A 14,366-nucleotide genomic window follows, 5' to 3' on the forward strand; every position below is an offset into this window, starting at 1 on the left:
GTGGATCATTTAGTTTGTCTTCCACTGATGTAGAAATGCAATTTCGGGGCAAGCTAAACTATCAAAAACCTATATAACATAAATCCGATGTTTATTATCGGAAAAAGTTATTGACGGATGTAACAGCTCAGTGTTACGATTCATTTTGCCGGCAAGTCCGGAACATAAAGAGAGATGAGAGGGGATTAATCTTATGAAAAAACTTAGTCTGACAATTATGCTGCTCCTGACCATGGCCGTGGTTGCGGCATGCGGCAACAACAATAACAATAATTCAGCAACAGGCGGCAATGCGGCGGCTGAACCGACTGCGGCGGCTACTGATAGTGCAGCACCTGCTGAGCAGAATAGTCTGGAAGCTGTCAAAGCCAGCGGCAAGCTGCGTATCGGAACAGAAGGCACCTATGCCCCGTTCACATATCATGATGCCGACGGCAAGCTGACCGGTTTCGATGTGGAAATTGCTGAAGAAGTAACTAAACGTCTGGGCGTGGAAGCCGAGTTTATCGAGACTCAGTGGGACGGTATTTTTGCCGGCATGGATGCCAAGCGGTTCGATACGATCTTCAACGAAGTTTCCATTACGGATGAGCGCAAAGTGAAATATGATTTCTCCGACCCGTATATCGTATCCAAGGCTGTGCTGATCGTCAGTGAAGATAATGAAGATATCAAATCATTCGCGGACCTCAAGGGCAAGAAAGCCGGCCAGTCCCTGACAAGTAACCTCGGACAGATTGCAACGGATAACGGTGCAGAGATTGTATCCACCGAAGGCTTCAATCAGGCAATTGATCTGCTGACCTCCGGCCGGATTGATGCAACCGTCAATGACGGCTTGTCCTTCCTGGATCTGAAGAAGCAGAAGCCTGATATCAAGATCAAGAAGGTTGATGAGATTGCAGAAGGCTCGTATAGTGCAGCGGTCTTCCTGAAGGGTAACGATGAGCTTGTGCAGGCAGTGAATGAAGCGCTGACTGCCATGCATGATGATGGCACATATCTGAAGATTTCCGAGAAGTACTTCGGAGCTGATGTATCGAAATAAGCTTGCCTGCTTGACGGCAGTCTCAAATAACTTATGGACACAGGGCGGAGCTGGTTGCTTCCGCCTTGCCGTTCCAAGAAGGATGTCAGAACGATGGATGACCGCAAAATACAAATATTTCTCGATTCACTGCTGCCTCTGTTCAAAGCCGGGGTGGCTTTTACCATTCCGCTGACCTTGGTCTCCTTTGCACTTGGGCTTACACTTGCTGTAATTACTGCGCTTGTGCGGCTCTCTTCCTGGAGAATTCCGAAGCTGATTGCCGGCTTCTACGTCTGGGTCATCCGCGGAACACCGCTGCTGCTTCAGCTGTTTATTATTTTCTACGGGCTGCCTACGGTAGGTATTGTGCTTGATCCGTTCATCGCAGCTGTGATTGGCTTCACCCTTAGTGTCGGGGCATACTCCTCGGAAATTGTCCGGGCGGCTATTCTCTCCATACATAAAGGGCAATGGGAGGCTGCCTTCTCCGTCGGTATGAGCCGTGGACAGGCTTTGCGGCGGGTGATTCTGCCTCAAGCTGCCCGGGTATCGGTTCCGCCATTATCCAATTCATTTATTAGTCTGGTAAAGGATACATCACTTGCAGCAAGCATCACATATGTAGAAATGTTCAGAAAAGCTCAGCAAATTACAGCCACCACCTATGAACCGCTGCTGTTGTATTGCGAAGCGGGTTTATTCTATCTGTTATTTTGCTCAGTATTATCGGTGCTGCAGAAATACCTGGAGAAGCGGCTGGACCGGTATTCGGCCAGTTAAGGAGGCATACCCATGATTGAAATACGTGATTTACATAAATCCTTCGGTCCGCTGCAGGTCTTGAAGGGGGTTGATCTTACCGTTGAGCATGGCCAGGTGATGGTCATTATCGGACCTTCCGGCTCCGGCAAAACCACCCTGCTGCGCTGCTTCAACCTGCTGGAGACTCCCGACAAGGGCAGCCTGGCTCTGAATAATATTAAGCTGGATTTCACTCCCGGCGGCAAAATTCCACAGCGTACCGTGCTGTCTCTTCGCCAGCAGACGGGAATGGTCTTCCAGTCCTACAATCTGTTCCCGCATATGACGGCGCTCGGTAATGTAATGGAGGGCCAGGTGACAGTTCAGAAGCGTTCCAGGGAGGAAGCCAGAACGAAGGCGCTTGCCCTGCTGGACAAGGTAGGGCTGGCCGACAAGGCGGATACCTATCCGCATCAGCTGTCCGGCGGCCAGCAGCAGCGTGTGGCGATTGCCCGGGCGATGGCGGTCGAGCCGGAGGTGCTGCTGTTCGATGAGCCAACCTCGGCGCTCGATCCGGAGCTGGTCGGTGAGGTGCTGAAGGTCATCAAGCAGCTGGCCCGGGAAGGAATGACGATGGTCATTGTTACCCATGAGATGAAATTCGCGGCCGATGTGGCCGACCGGATCATCTTAATGGATAACGGGGTCATTCTGGAGCAGGGAACTCCGCAGCAGGTGCTGGAGCAGACGAAGAATCCGCGCGCCCTGCAGTTCCTGAACCGGCTCAGCGGAGAAGACTAAACGAATGTGGGCATTAATGCAAAAAGGCAGTCCGGGAGGGGAATCCCGGACTGCCTTTTCTGCTTGTGAATTCATCATGCGCGGGGGAGTGCACGAAGGATTACTCAGCCATTAGTTAGTTCTGTGTTGCTCCATCACTGCGTGAGTTCAAATAGTCCAGTGCGTTGTAGAGCATAATTGCCGCTTCGGCGCGGGTGAGCTGGCTCTTCGGGTTGAACTTGCCGTTAGCATCCAGTGTATTGATGTTGTATTTCAGGGACCGCTGGATAGTGCCCTGGTAGGATGGCTCAAGCGCATCTGCATCGGCGATGTCCACCGGCACGATGTTGATCATCGGCAGGTTGCCTGCCTTCTCAACGCCCTGAATCAGCAGGCTGGTGAACAGCTCTTTGGTAATCGGTTTGGATGGATCAATATCAGCGGGAATATCCACGTCATTATAGTGTGCATTGATGAAGGCTTCTGCGTACCAGGCGTTGTCTTTTACTTTGGAGAAGATCGCACTGGCTACGGGAGCCTTGTTGAAACTGATTGCGGCCAGGCTAAGCTGGAGTCCGCCCGTGATAAACTGAACGCCTTGTGCTGTAGTTACAGTGGATGCGGGCAGAAACTGGGTATCCGATATCCCTTTGATCAGGCCCTGCTGCTTCAGAGAGTTGATTTTGTCCTTACCGGTTACACTGTCAATATCCTTAAAGCTGCTGCCGGCTGCAAAAATTTGTCCGCCGAAAGAGAAGGTAAGAACCGTTACGGCTGTAAAAGCTGCGATCGTGTTTTTTTTGATACTCATCTGAATTCCACCTCTATTGTAGGTTGTACCACTAGATTTCACGCTGATCCGGTGATTGTCCGTTACAGCACGGCGTAACCGTTTCAACTTGACTCTAATGACGCAATGACAATAGAAAAGGTTGCAGACGTTTTACATCATTTCCTGGAACAGCAGGTTGCGGTAAGGGTATTTACTGAACCGGGTTCTGAACAGCAGCGCGATCCCGCTGTCTTCAATGGTTACGGATTTCAGCGAATCTGCTGTGACGAGGCTGCGTACCATCGCTGTTACCGCACCGCGGTCTCTGCGCCGGATGGCTGCAGCCAGACTCTCCGCGAAGCAGTTATTTACAGAGAGCTCCCGGTAGAGCGGAATAACGGCCCGTGCGATGCTCCGGTGGGCTGCTGTACTGAAGGTGAACTGGACCGTGCCCGGCGGAATCGTTGTTCCATTCGTGTAGAACGCAACCGGCAGCGGAAAAGGAAACGAGATGAAATAGCCGATGCCGTTCGTCCCATAATTCTCTACCCTGGCAAGGGTGGGAATTCTGGCCAGCAGGCTGCCCATCAGATCAAGATCTGCGGAGACAACAGCGGTTGTCCAATCAGCGGCATAACTGCTGTTTCCGGCAATTTTCCGGTAGAACGGCAGCATGGCCGTGGCTACTCTGCGCAGTACACGGGCTGTTACAAGCCGCTGGGTCTGCTTAGGTTTTATTTTCACCATCCGAATCATCCTCACTTATAAGAGATTTAGTCTATATAAGGTATGGAGGGAGGGCGCACTTCGGATTGGGCGTAAGACTAGCCGGCAATAATATAATCATAATCCGCAGAACCTATTTATACGTTTTTGGGGAAAAGTGATGTTATACTGGTGTCAGGCCTTTTCTTTGACGGACAAGTTTGTTATGCTTATATCGTAAAGATTACTAATTATTATCGGGAATTGTTCAACTTCCGGAAAGGTGGGAACCCGGGTGAACCGAGTAGCAAATATCAGCCAGCAGTTTGCGGCGCAGAATTATAAGCTTACGCCTCAGCGCGAGGCTATAGTAAGAGTATTGCTGGACAACGAGAAGGATCACTTAAGCGTAGAAGAGGTCTATATGCTGGTCAAGCGCAGTTATCCGCATTTGGGACTTGCGACCGTATACCGTACCTTGGAGCTGCTGTGTGAACTTCATATTGTAGAAAAGATGAATTTCGGCGATGGCGTTGCCCGCTATGACCTGCGCAGTGACGATCATGTTCATATGCACCACCACCTGATCTGCAGTGTATGCGGCAAGCTGGAGGAGATTAAGGATGACTGGCTGCTGGACCTTGAAGCGCGGCTGGCCCGTGAGTACGGCTTCAGTGTGACCGATCACCGGCTTGATTTCAAAGGCACCTATAATACCTGCAAGGGAAACGGCTGCAAGGGCGATAAAGAATGCCGGGCTGTATCCTGAGCCGCAGCTGGGGCACATTCAAAGACGCATGGCTGATTTAACAGCCGGCGTCTTTTTGTTTGACTGCAGCGGAGAATCAGCGCATTTGCGACTTATGGAGCAGGGATATGACGCTGGTGCACATGCTATAATGACGTTATGCCAAAAAAAGTGGACCATGATGAACGCCGTAATCATCTGGCGGAGGCGGCTTGGCGGATCATCCGGCGTGATGGTCTGGAAGCTGTATCCGTGCGGAATGTTGCCAAGGAGGCAGGCATGTCGCTGGGATCGCTGCGGCATTATTTTGCCAGCCAATCCGAGCTGCTTGCCTTCTCCATGAGACTGGTGAGTGAACGAAGTTATCAGAGAGTTGAGGTCTTTCAATACTCGGGGAATCCCCGGGAGGATGTGGAGAGGCTGATTCATGAATTAATGCCCATTGATGAAGAGAGGAGAGCGGAAGCGGAGGTCTGGTTGGCTTTTGTCGGACGGGCAGCAGCGGACCCCGCCATACAGGCGCTGAAACAGGAAGTACATAACGGGCTGTATAGCGGCTTCTGCCAGATGATGGAGTACCTGGATGCCGTGAATCTGTTAAGACAGGACCTGGATCTGGACCGGGAAATTAAGACGCTGCATGCATTAGTAGACGGATTGGTCGTCCATAGTGTAATCTATCCCGAAATGGTAACACCGGAAGATATGATTATGCTCATTTCCAGTCATTTCGACAAGCTGATGGCTTAAGTACCCGGTCAAACGCGGATGAATTTCCAAAAAAGATTGAACCTGTGATTCTTCTATTAACAGGTTCAATCTTTTTTAAATTTCGGAATCGGCAGCCCGCCGCTGCTACGGCCGGTTCGGCACAAAGGACTTGATCCACGTCCCGAAGCTTCCGGGATTGCGGGTCTGTACCAGAACGACGCCTTCGCCGCGGAACCGGCAGACCAGTGCCTCCCCGCTGGTTAAGCTGTTCAGCCAGCCGGAGGCTGCCTTTTCCACCTTATAATCCATATAATCCGGCCAGGCCACGAGGTGGCCGTTATCAATGATCATTTCCTCGCCAGGGCCGAGGTTAATGGCGTGAATGGCTCCGAAGGAAGAGAGGAAGACCGTACCTCTGCCGCTGATTTCTACAATGAAGAAGCCTTCGCCGGAGAATAAGCCGCGGGTCAGATTCTGCATTTTGGTGTTCACTTGAATACCGTGGGTTCCAGCCAGGAAACCATCCTTCTGCACCATCAGCTTGTACGAGCCGTCCAGCTCAATGGCCTGAATATCCCCGATTGCCCCTGGTGAGAGCAGCACTTCACTCTGTCCGCGGGTGGCGGTCAGCTCCTGGAAGAAGAATTTCTCCCCGCTCAGCATCCGGCCGAGTCCGCGCATGAGCCCGCCGTCTACCGTGCCTCTCAGCTCCACATTCGGCGACATGGCGACCATCGCCCCCATCTCCGCCTTCACACTTTCTCCTGATTCCAGGACTACCTTCAGCATGGCAAAAGCGCCGTCATACAGCACATCGTATTTCATTGATTTCTCCTCCTGATTCTGCCTATTCATTTCTAAGTATGATTGATGACTTTCTTCTGCCAGACGCATGTACCTTGCCCATCAAGAATACTGTAATAAGCTGCACCGCCGCAAGCTGGAGACAAGGCTGTGTAAGCTGACGGCAAGGTAATAGACTATTATAGTTAATTATACCGGGCAGTAATGTGTTGATTATGTTAAAATTAAAATAACAGTACCGCATGTACTGAATAAGCTTATGACAAGGAGTGTGGCCGCATATGGCACGTACACGCACGCAAAAAGCTCTGCTGAAGGCAGAACGCTCCGGCACCTGGTGTGCCGAAAGAAACCGCAGGATGAATCAGGACTACGGCGCCATCTCCCAGCATGTACGGACGACACCCGGCAAGCGCCAGCAATTGAATAAAGTCAAACACAAGGAGCGGATCTATAATGATGGCGCTCCTTTTGCATGCCTACTGGTCTCGTGACCTTACGCCTGCGCCCTGCTATGGATACGGTACTGCTTGGGTGACATTCCGAACCGGCTGCGGAAGACACGGTGGAAGTACGTATAGTTGGCAAACCCGCAAGTTTCAGATACATGCTCCAGCGGCATCGGGCTGAAGGTGATCTTCTCCCTGGCCATATCCAGCCTGACGTCATTTACATATTTCACAATCGTAGTGCCGAACGCTTCTTTGAACAGATGAACCGCGCGGGAGACGGAAATATCGACATGGCCGGCCACATCCTCCAGACGGAAGGCGTACGCGGCATGCTCCTCGACATACTGCTTCATCCGGTAAGCAAGATAGGCCTTGGGTGAAATTGCCGGCTGCTCGGACATCAGCCTGTCAATCTCCATACATAGAATCTGCAGATAACACGCGGAGATATCCGGTGAAGAATCTGATAGACGGCGCTGCTCCAGTACAAGCTGGCGGAACAGGCCAAGAATATGGTCGCTGAGCGGCAGCCGGAGTACAGCCGGGCGATGCTTGCGTCCCCACCATTCTTCAATCCAGGGGCCGCTGCAGAAAATATGATAGTCGCCGCTCTCAATCCGCGGCTTGCCGACAGGGTAGACTTCCTTGTCGATACTTAAGTAGTAGGGATCGGTCGGTGCGAAGAGCATCAGATTGCCGCTCTCGACAGTAGTGATGACTCCGCCTTCCATCGTCCGGCTGCGTCCTTCGGTCTGGAGGCGCAGCAGATAATACTGGACGCCTTCGCTGCGGGACATATGAAACGGCTTGCGGTGGAAGGAGAATCCGGCGGATAGGATGTGGCAGGCTGCGTTAGGTGTCATGAGTCCTCCTGTTGTTAAATGATAAGCAGATTGTTCATGTTTTAATCATATTATTCATTTTATTATATACGCTTTCATATTACCATGTACCTAAGCAAAAAACATACAAATGATGTGGGGGAGGCTGTATTGCGGCTCTGATCGCTACATAGGCAAACACTGGAGGCAGCGGATGACAGATAGACAGCTATATTACATCCTATGTTTACAGCCCGTTTGTTCAGGTGGAATGCCTGGCATAGGTGCGGGGCAAAGGGCGGTGGCGGCAAGATCAGTCGGACTCTCGGATCAAACTTAGGAGTGAGAGCAATAATGTTGAAGGTAGGACTTCAGCTGTATACGCTGAGAGACGAACTGGAACAGGATTTCGAAGGGACAATACGCAAGGTTGCCGAACTGGGCTACAGCGGTGTGGAATTCTTCCACTATTTCGGCCGGACGGCCGGGCAGGTGAAGGCACTGCTTGAGGAAACAGGACTCGTGGCTCTCGGAGCGCATCGCCCGTACGATGTTATGCTGAACGATACGGAACAGGAAATCAGCTTCAATCTGGAGATTGGCAACCGCAATCTGATCGTGCCTTTTCTGACGGAAGAACAGCGTAATTGGCCTGAAGTGGCTAAGAACCTGCGGCTGATCGGCGACAAATGCCGGGCAGGCGGGGCGGTTCTTTCTTATCATAATCATGATTTCGAATTCACGGAGAAGGTGGGCGGCCGCACAGCTTTTGACTACCTGTTCGATGAGGTGCCTGCTGAGCAGCTTCAAGTGGAAATGGATACATGCTGGGTGTATTATGGCGGATATGATCCGGTAGAATACATCAATAAATACGCAGGACGGCTGCCGATCATCCACCTCAAGGACCTGAAAAAACGCGAAGACGGTTCTCCGGAGACTGTGGTCTTGGGTGAAGGCGAAGTCAATCTGGCTGCAATTATTGAAGCAGCCGCGGCGGCTGGTGTGGAATGGGCAGTGGTTGAACAGGATTATTGCAGCCGTTCACCGCTTGCCAGTGTAGCTGACAGTTTGAATTGGATCAAATCATATGGTAATCAAGGAGGAAATATTCATGTCTAACAAACTCAAAATTGCTATTATCGGTTGCGGTGGTATCGCAAACGGCAAACATATGCCAAGTCTTTCCCGTCAGGCGGATGCCGAAATGGTGGCATTCTGTGACATCGTAGAAGAACGTGCTCAAGAGGCTGCCAAGACTTACGGAGCGGAAGGCGCTGCTGTATTCACCGATTTCCGTGAGCTGCTGGCTGCCGGCGGATTCGACATCGTGCATGTATGCACACCAAACGACAGCCACTCCGAGATCACTGTGGCCGCCCTCGAAGCCGGCAATCACGTGCTGTGCGAGAAGCCGATGGCGAAGACCACTGCCCAGGCGAAGGAAATGCTGGATGCCGCCAAGCGCACTGGCAAGAAATTATCCATTGCTTATCAGAACCGTTTCCGTGCAGACAGTGATTATCTGAAGGGGCTGTGCGAGAGCGGAGAACTCGGCGATATCTATTACGGTAAGGCTATTGCGCTTCGCCGCCGTGCCGTTCCGACTTGGGGCGTATTCCTGGATGAAGAGAAACAGGGCGGCGGACCGCTGATCGATATCGGTACACATGCACTGGATCTGACGCTCTGGCTGATGGATAACTACAAACCGCGTATGGTTGTAGGCTCCACCTTCCACAAGCTGGGCCAGAAGAAGAATGCGGCGAATGCCTTCGGTCCATGGGATCCGGAACAATTCAAGGTTGAAGATTCCGCATTCGGCTTCATTACAATGGAGAACGGTGCTACAATTGTGCTTGAAGCCAGCTGGGCGCTGAATGTGTCAGAATTTGGTGAAGCCAAGACAATGCTCGCCGGTACGGAGGGCGGAGCAGACATGAAGGATGGCCTGCGTCTGAACGGCGAACGTGCCGGACGCCTGTACGAAACCAAAGTTGATCTTGGATCAGGCGGAGTAGCCTTCTACTCCGGTGCTGCTGAGACTGAAGCTGACCGTGAAGCGCGTCTGTGGCTGGAAGCGGTAAGAGAAGATAAAGATCCGGTTGTATTGCCGGAGCAGGCTTTTGTTGTTACCCAGATCCTTGAAGCAGTGTATGAATCAGCACGTACCGGACGTGCCGTTTATTTTGACGGAAGTTCTGACAACTAAGAGCATCTCCGGTTCACGCGACTATTAGAGAAAACAGGAGTGGAATCCATGAGTTCAATCAAACATACTGTAGTTATCGTTGGTTACGGCGGAATGGGCAGCTATCACACGCAATTAATTAAAGAAAGCGACCGCGTGATAGTGAGCGGAGCCTTCGATCTGCTGGAAGAGCGGCGCGCGCTGGCTGCCGAAGCAGGTTACACCGCTTATTCCAGCTATGAGGAAGTACTGGCAGATCCGGAGGTGGACATTATTCTGATCGCAACACCGAATGATGTGCACAAGGATATTGCTGTTCGTGCATTTCAGGCGGGCAAGCATGTGGTCTGTGAGAAGCCGGTGGCCATGTCTTCGGCCGAATTTACCGAGATGCAGGCAGCGGCAGATACGGCCGGACGTGTGCTGATGGTGCACCAGAACAGACGCTGGGATGAGGATTTCCGCGTAATCAAGGAGATGTATGAGAAGGAGACGATTGGATCACTCTTCCAGCTTGAGTCCCGGGTGCATGGTGCTAACGGGATTCCCGGCGACTGGCGTCATGTGAAGGCGCAGGGCGGAGGGATGCTGCTGGACTGGGGCGTTCATCTGCTGGATCAGCTGCTGTTCATGATTGACAGCAAAGTCACAAGCGTAAGCAGCAGCCTGAGCTATATTCTCGGCAATGATGTGGATGACGGTTTCGAGGCCAGCCTGCAGTTTGAGAATGGGATCAAAGCCATCGTTGAAGTCGGAACCACCAACTTTATCACGCTGCCAAGATGGTATGTGAAGGGGCTTGAGGGAACGGCTATTATTGAGGACTGGTCTCTGAGAGGAAGAATAGTCACCCGCAATAATGCATCCGAGAAAATAGAACCGACACCGATCCGTGCAGGTGTAGGGTTAACCAAGACGATGGCTCCGCCATCGGAAGGCTCGACAATTGCCGGAGACCTGCCGGCGGCGTCTGAGCTATCCTCCAGCTTCTATGATAATCTGGCTGCTGTAATCGAAGGTACAGCTGAACCGATTGTCAAGAACGCTGAAGTGCTGCGTGTGCTTATTCTGATTGAAGCTATCTTTGAAGCGGCAGAGAAGAATGAGACCATCAAGAATTTCGATATCTACGGTGCATAACAAGATACGAGAACTGATCAGGGAGAGGTGGCAACATCAATGAAACTTGGAGTATTTATGGTATTGTTCGGCGGCCGCAAGCTGGAGGAAGCGCTGGATTACGTAGCATCCAAAGGGCTGAAGGCAGTTGAGATCGGCACCGGAGGTTATCCCGGCAACAGCCATTGCGATCCGAAGCTGCTGCTTGAGAATGAAGCAGCGCTTAAGGAATTCAAGCATGCAGTAGAATCCCGCGGTCTGATTATCAGTGCACTTAGCTGCCACGGCAATCCGCTGCATCCGCAGAAGGAGCTGGCAGCCAAGGACCATGAGGATTTCGTGAACACGGTTAAGCTGGCACAGAAGCTGGGTGTTAAGGTTGTGAATACCTTCTCCGGCTGTCCCGGCGATCATGAAGGCGCGAAATATCCGAACTGGCCGGTTGCGCCATGGCCGAATGATTACCAGGAGATTCTGACCTGGCAGTGGGAGAACAAAGTGATCCCTTATTGGACGGAGCAGGCTGCTTTCGCAACTGAGCATGATGTGAAGATTGGCCTTGAACTGCACGGAGGATTCTCGGTGCATACGCCAGCTACGCTGCTGAGACTAAGAGAAGCTGCAGGGGAAGCCATTGGCGCGAACCTGGACCCGAGCCATATGTGGTGGCAGGGCATTGATCCGGTACAGGCGATTCATATTCTGGGCCGTGAAGGCGCAATTCATCACTTCCATGCGAAGGATACGGTAATTGATCCGGTCAATGTCAACAAGCATGGCCTGACCGATATGCAGTCCTATACGAATATGCTTGACCGCGCCTGGCAGTTCCGTTCCGTAGGCTACGGACATGATGTCAAGGTGTGGGCGGACATGATGAGTGCGCTCCGCCTTGTAGGATACGACTATGTGGTCAGCATTGAACACGAAGACGGCCTGATGTCTATTGAGGAAGGCTTCTCCAAGGCTGTAGACAATCTCCGCCAGGTACTTATTGAAGAGCCTCTTTCCGAGATGTGGTGGGTCTAACAGATGGAGAGCTTCACCAAGGTCAAGCTGAATGACCGGGAGCTGAGTCTATTAGCAGCAAGCGCCTTCGGTGCAGATGCAGCGGTTGTCGGCAGCAGAGAGCTGACCGGAGGTTTTTTTAATACAGGTTATGATCTGGAGCTGAGCGATGGACGGTCGGTCATCCTTAAGGTTGCTCCTGGGCCGGGGACAGCAGTGCTTAGCTATGAGAAGGATATTATGCGTGCTGAAGTCGGAGCGCTCCGCCTGGTCCGTGCTGCAGGCGGGATTCCTGTGCCTGAAGTCTACAGTTATGATGAGAGCCTGCTGCTGATTCCATGCCCTTATTTCTTCATGGAGAAGATTGAAGGTGAGCCGTACAGTGATGTGAAGGAGAGCCTGTCTCCAGAGCAGCGTTCTTCCATTGAGTATGAACTCGGGCGGTACCAGCGTCTGATCAATGAGATTAAAGGGCCAGTTTTTGGATTATTCGGTGCAGATCCTGCCGGAGGCGGAATGTCCTGGAGGGAGACCTTCAAGGCGATGCTGCTGAATGTGCTTCAGGATGCTGTGAGACTGGATGCCGCGTTACCTGCATTGCTGCCGGAAATTGAGCAGGCGCTGGGGCGTTATCTGCCGGCGCTGGATGCAGTGACGCAGCCGCGTCTTGTACACTGGGATTTGTGGAACGGTAATATTTTTGTGCAGGATGGCAGGATCGTATCCATTATTGACTGGGAGCGGGCCATGTGGGGTGATGTGCTGCTGGAGTATTATTTCCGGCATTTCGAGAACTCGGAAGCGTTCTATGAGGGGTACGGGACAGCTTTCAGCAGTCCGGACGAACTACTGCGGAAGCGGCTGTACGACCTGTATCTGGATCTTATTATGGTTATTGAGTGTTATTCGCGCCAGTATAAGGATGAGAATCATGTAAACTGGGCCCACGAGAACCTCGCGGAGTCCTGGAAGCTGTTCTCAGCTGTAATCTGACGAGACAAACAGGAGGCCGGTTCTCTTCGGAGATCCGGCCTCCTGGCTGTTGTTGTTGAGCAGCACATCAGAACAGTTGGATGTCAGTCAGCACTCAGTACTCAGTACCTGTTCCGGATGGCGATAACGGGGTTGATGTCTGCTTCGTAATCAACGCCGCCAGTCTCGAAGCCGAACAGCTGGAAGAACTCACGTCTGTAGCCGTCCAGATCGGAATATTGATAGACATTCTCCGTGCTTAGCTTGGGCCATATGCGGTCCACTTCTGTCTGCACAGCGGAGCTCATCTCATGATCATCAATCCGGATGCGCCCTTGTCCGTCTACCGGAGTCCCTTCCGGGTTGTACAGGAAACCGGTATACAGCCGGTATGCTTGTTCGATGCAGCCTTCGTGCAGTCCCTTTTCTTTCATAACCTTGTAGAGAACGGAGATGTAGAGCGGAACTACAGGGATCGCCGAGCTGGACTGGGTGACCAGGCCCTTGCTGACTGCTACATAGGCGCGGCCTCCGGTTGGTGATAATTGGGCATTCAGCTCTAAGGCTGTGGCTTCCAGATGATCTTTAGCCCGGCCGATGGTTCCGTCGCGGTAGACGGCCTGTGTTAGCTCCGAACCTATATAGGAGAAGGCGAGAGTGACCGCATCTGCCGCCAGAGCACCGGAATTCCGGAGCGCTTCAATCCAGAGCTGCCAATCTTCTCCGCCCATCACATGAACCGTGTCATCGATTTCAGCTTCGGTGGCCGGTTCAATCTGTACCGTGCTTAGTTCTCCGGTATGGAAATTGATCGTTGTATTGGTATAAGTGCTGCCGATCGGCTTCAATACTGACTGATGAACTTCTCTGGTCTCTGGGTCTGTTCTGCGTGCCGAGGCTACGCTGTAAATGACAAGATCAACCTGTCCGAGCTCCCTGCGGATTAACTCTATGGTCCGTTCTTTCGTTTCAGCGGTGAAAGCGTCCCCGCATACGCTGTAGGAGCGCAGGCCGGCTGTATAGGCCATTTCCTCAAAAGCTGCGGAATTATACCAGCCTGCGGAGGCCGTCCGCGTCTCGCTGGCTGTGCTGGGTCTATAGACACCTACAGTTGCTGCTCCTGCACCGAAGGCTGCAGCAATCCTGACTGCAAGTCCATACCCGGTTGAAGCCCCGATTACGAGTACATTGCGGGGGCCTGTAAATTTTCCCTGATTTTGTACATAGTTCACTTGCTGCTGTACCTGATGCGCACAGCCTGCGGGGTGGGCAGTCGTACAGATGAAACCGCGCGTTCTGGGTTTTATGATCATTATAATATTTACCTCGCTTTCATCGATGGTTGCAGGGATTGTAGAATCGAGAGGAGTTGCCTGATTCGGAGTGAGTATTTTCTCATGGTGAACCTCTCAGGTGATCCTTATAATGAAGTGAAGAAACATCTGAGCTCCCAGATCAGGCTGTATGAATGCTATATTGATCTAATTTACTTCATTGAATGTTATTCCCGCA

At 52.0% G+C, this 14,366-nt stretch carries 16 protein-coding genes; 11 read left to right on the forward strand and 5 right to left on the reverse strand.

Features of this window, described 5'->3' with window-relative positions; translation table 11 throughout:
- Positions 1-193 precede the first annotated feature (193 nt).
- The 3 genes from NSU01_RS15225 to NSU01_RS15235 all read left to right on the forward strand — a co-directional run bounded on the left by NSU01_RS15225 (position 194) and on the right by NSU01_RS15235 (position 2,572).
- Positions 194-1,048 carry an amino acid ABC transporter substrate-binding protein gene (locus tag NSU01_RS15225; protein WP_042136744.1) on the forward strand — a complete coding sequence of 285 codons (855 nt, stop codon included), beginning with the start codon at positions 194-196 and terminating at the stop codon, positions 1,046-1,048.
- Positions 1,049-1,141: 93 nt separating this feature from the next.
- Positions 1,142-1,810, forward strand: a complete 669-nt coding sequence (locus NSU01_RS15230; RefSeq protein WP_042136746.1) for an amino acid ABC transporter permease — start codon at positions 1,142-1,144, stop codon at positions 1,808-1,810.
- 12 nt (positions 1,811-1,822) lie between these two features.
- Positions 1,823-2,572, forward strand: a complete 750-nt coding sequence (locus tag NSU01_RS15235; RefSeq protein ID WP_042136749.1) for an amino acid ABC transporter ATP-binding protein — start codon at positions 1,823-1,825, stop codon at positions 2,570-2,572.
- 115 nt (positions 2,573-2,687) lie between these two features.
- Here NSU01_RS15235 and NSU01_RS15240 read toward each other — a convergent pair whose 3' ends face one another.
- Complete coding sequence (locus NSU01_RS15240; RefSeq protein WP_076244745.1) at positions 2,688-3,362, reverse strand: S-layer homology domain-containing protein; 675 nt, start codon at positions 3,360-3,362, stop codon at positions 2,688-2,690.
- Positions 3,363-3,494: 132 nt separating this feature from the next.
- The gene (locus tag NSU01_RS15245; RefSeq protein WP_076244748.1) at positions 3,495-4,070 is read right to left on the reverse strand and encodes a hypothetical protein; all 576 of its coding nucleotides are present in this window, start codon (positions 4,068-4,070) and stop codon (positions 3,495-3,497) included.
- Positions 4,071-4,323: 253 nt separating this feature from the next.
- Between NSU01_RS15245 and NSU01_RS15250 the strand changes: the two genes are divergently transcribed.
- Together NSU01_RS15250 and NSU01_RS15255 are read left to right on the forward strand one after the other, a co-directional pair.
- Positions 4,324-4,797 (forward strand): transcriptional repressor, encoded by a 474-nt coding sequence (locus tag NSU01_RS15250; RefSeq protein ID WP_076244750.1) that lies wholly within the window; start codon positions 4,324-4,326, stop codon positions 4,795-4,797.
- A 138-nt stretch (positions 4,798-4,935) separates the two neighbouring features.
- A complete protein-coding gene (locus tag NSU01_RS15255) occupies positions 4,936-5,526 on the forward strand; it encodes a TetR family transcriptional regulator C-terminal domain-containing protein (protein WP_042136757.1) in 591 nt (196 codons plus the stop codon).
- 105 nt (positions 5,527-5,631) lie between these two features.
- On the opposite strand, the gene NSU01_RS15260 is transcribed toward NSU01_RS15255, so the two are convergent.
- Complete coding sequence (locus NSU01_RS15260; RefSeq protein ID WP_076244752.1) at positions 5,632-6,312, reverse strand: TIGR00266 family protein; 681 nt, start codon at positions 6,310-6,312, stop codon at positions 5,632-5,634.
- Between the two features lie 260 nt (positions 6,313-6,572).
- Here NSU01_RS15260 and NSU01_RS15265 point away from each other — a divergent pair, with 260 nt between their 5' ends.
- On the forward strand, positions 6,573-6,785 hold the full coding sequence (locus NSU01_RS15265) for a hypothetical protein (RefSeq protein WP_076244754.1): 213 nt from the start codon (positions 6,573-6,575) through the stop codon (positions 6,783-6,785).
- 2 nt (positions 6,786-6,787) lie between these two features.
- Here NSU01_RS15265 and NSU01_RS15270 read toward each other — a convergent pair whose 3' ends face one another.
- Positions 6,788-7,606, reverse strand: a complete 819-nt coding sequence (locus NSU01_RS15270) for a helix-turn-helix domain-containing protein (protein ID WP_039303582.1) — start codon at positions 7,604-7,606, stop codon at positions 6,788-6,790.
- Positions 7,607-7,918: 312 nt separating this feature from the next.
- On the opposite strand from NSU01_RS15270, the gene NSU01_RS15275 reads away from it, so the two are divergent.
- From NSU01_RS15275 to NSU01_RS15295, 5 genes are read left to right on the forward strand one after another with little or no spacing between them, the layout of a single operon-like run.
- Positions 7,919-8,686 (forward strand): sugar phosphate isomerase/epimerase, encoded by a 768-nt coding sequence (locus NSU01_RS15275; protein WP_042136762.1) that lies wholly within the window; start codon positions 7,919-7,921, stop codon positions 8,684-8,686.
- Positions 8,679-9,776, forward strand: coding sequence for a Gfo/Idh/MocA family oxidoreductase (locus NSU01_RS15280; RefSeq protein WP_039303577.1), 1,098 nt, complete (start codon positions 8,679-8,681; stop codon positions 9,774-9,776). Before NSU01_RS15275 ends, NSU01_RS15280 begins: the two co-directional genes overlap by 8 nt.
- A 48-nt stretch (positions 9,777-9,824) precedes the next feature.
- The gene (locus tag NSU01_RS15285) at positions 9,825-10,895 is read left to right on the forward strand and encodes a Gfo/Idh/MocA family oxidoreductase (RefSeq protein WP_042136765.1); all 1,071 of its coding nucleotides are present in this window, start codon (positions 9,825-9,827) and stop codon (positions 10,893-10,895) included.
- Positions 10,896-10,934: 39 nt separating this feature from the next.
- Positions 10,935-11,903 (forward strand): sugar phosphate isomerase/epimerase, encoded by a 969-nt coding sequence (locus tag NSU01_RS15290; protein WP_042136766.1) that lies wholly within the window; start codon positions 10,935-10,937, stop codon positions 11,901-11,903.
- A 3-nt stretch (positions 11,904-11,906) separates the two neighbouring features.
- The gene (locus NSU01_RS15295; protein WP_076244756.1) at positions 11,907-12,875 is read left to right on the forward strand and encodes an aminoglycoside phosphotransferase family protein; all 969 of its coding nucleotides are present in this window, start codon (positions 11,907-11,909) and stop codon (positions 12,873-12,875) included.
- Between the two features lie 101 nt (positions 12,876-12,976).
- Here NSU01_RS15295 and fabV read toward each other — a convergent pair whose 3' ends face one another.
- Positions 12,977-14,167, reverse strand: coding sequence for an enoyl-ACP reductase FabV (gene fabV, locus NSU01_RS15300; RefSeq protein ID WP_076244759.1), 1,191 nt, complete (start codon positions 14,165-14,167; stop codon positions 12,977-12,979).
- Positions 14,168-14,366 lie beyond the last annotated feature (199 nt).

The sequence above is a fragment of the Paenibacillus sp. FSL H8-0259 genome (genome assembly GCF_037963255.1).
Taxonomy (GTDB): domain Bacteria; phylum Bacillota; class Bacilli; order Paenibacillales; family Paenibacillaceae; genus Paenibacillus_AQ; species Paenibacillus_AQ phytohabitans.

Coding starts and splice junctions, on each gene's coding strand:
- NSU01_RS15230 (WP_042136746.1), top strand. CDS start 1,142: ATGGATGACCGCAAAATACAAATATTTCTCGATTCACTGCTGCCTCTG.
- NSU01_RS15295 (WP_076244756.1), top strand. CDS start 11,907: ATGGAGAGCTTCACCAAGGTCAAGCTGAATGACCGGGAGCTGAGTCTA.
- NSU01_RS15265 (WP_076244754.1), top strand. CDS start 6,573: ATGGCACGTACACGCACGCAAAAAGCTCTGCTGAAGGCAGAACGCTCC.
- NSU01_RS15240 (WP_076244745.1), bottom strand. CDS start 3,362: ATGAGTATCAAAAAAAACACGATCGCAGCTTTTACAGCCGTAACGGTT.
- NSU01_RS15275 (WP_042136762.1), top strand. CDS start 7,919: ATGTTGAAGGTAGGACTTCAGCTGTATACGCTGAGAGACGAACTGGAA.
- NSU01_RS15285 (WP_042136765.1), top strand. CDS start 9,825: ATGAGTTCAATCAAACATACTGTAGTTATCGTTGGTTACGGCGGAATG.
- NSU01_RS15235 (WP_042136749.1), top strand. CDS start 1,823: ATGATTGAAATACGTGATTTACATAAATCCTTCGGTCCGCTGCAGGTC.
- NSU01_RS15270 (WP_039303582.1), bottom strand. CDS start 7,606: ATGACACCTAACGCAGCCTGCCACATCCTATCCGCCGGATTCTCCTTC.
- fabV (WP_076244759.1), bottom strand. CDS start 14,167: ATGATCATAAAACCCAGAACGCGCGGTTTCATCTGTACGACTGCCCAC.
- NSU01_RS15255 (WP_042136757.1), top strand. CDS start 4,936: ATGCCAAAAAAAGTGGACCATGATGAACGCCGTAATCATCTGGCGGAG.
- NSU01_RS15290 (WP_042136766.1), top strand. CDS start 10,935: ATGAAACTTGGAGTATTTATGGTATTGTTCGGCGGCCGCAAGCTGGAG.
- NSU01_RS15225 (WP_042136744.1), top strand. CDS start 194: ATGAAAAAACTTAGTCTGACAATTATGCTGCTCCTGACCATGGCCGTG.
- NSU01_RS15260 (WP_076244752.1), bottom strand. CDS start 6,312: ATGAAATACGATGTGCTGTATGACGGCGCTTTTGCCATGCTGAAGGTA.
- NSU01_RS15280 (WP_039303577.1), top strand. CDS start 8,679: ATGTCTAACAAACTCAAAATTGCTATTATCGGTTGCGGTGGTATCGCA.
- NSU01_RS15245 (WP_076244748.1), bottom strand. CDS start 4,070: ATGGTGAAAATAAAACCTAAGCAGACCCAGCGGCTTGTAACAGCCCGT.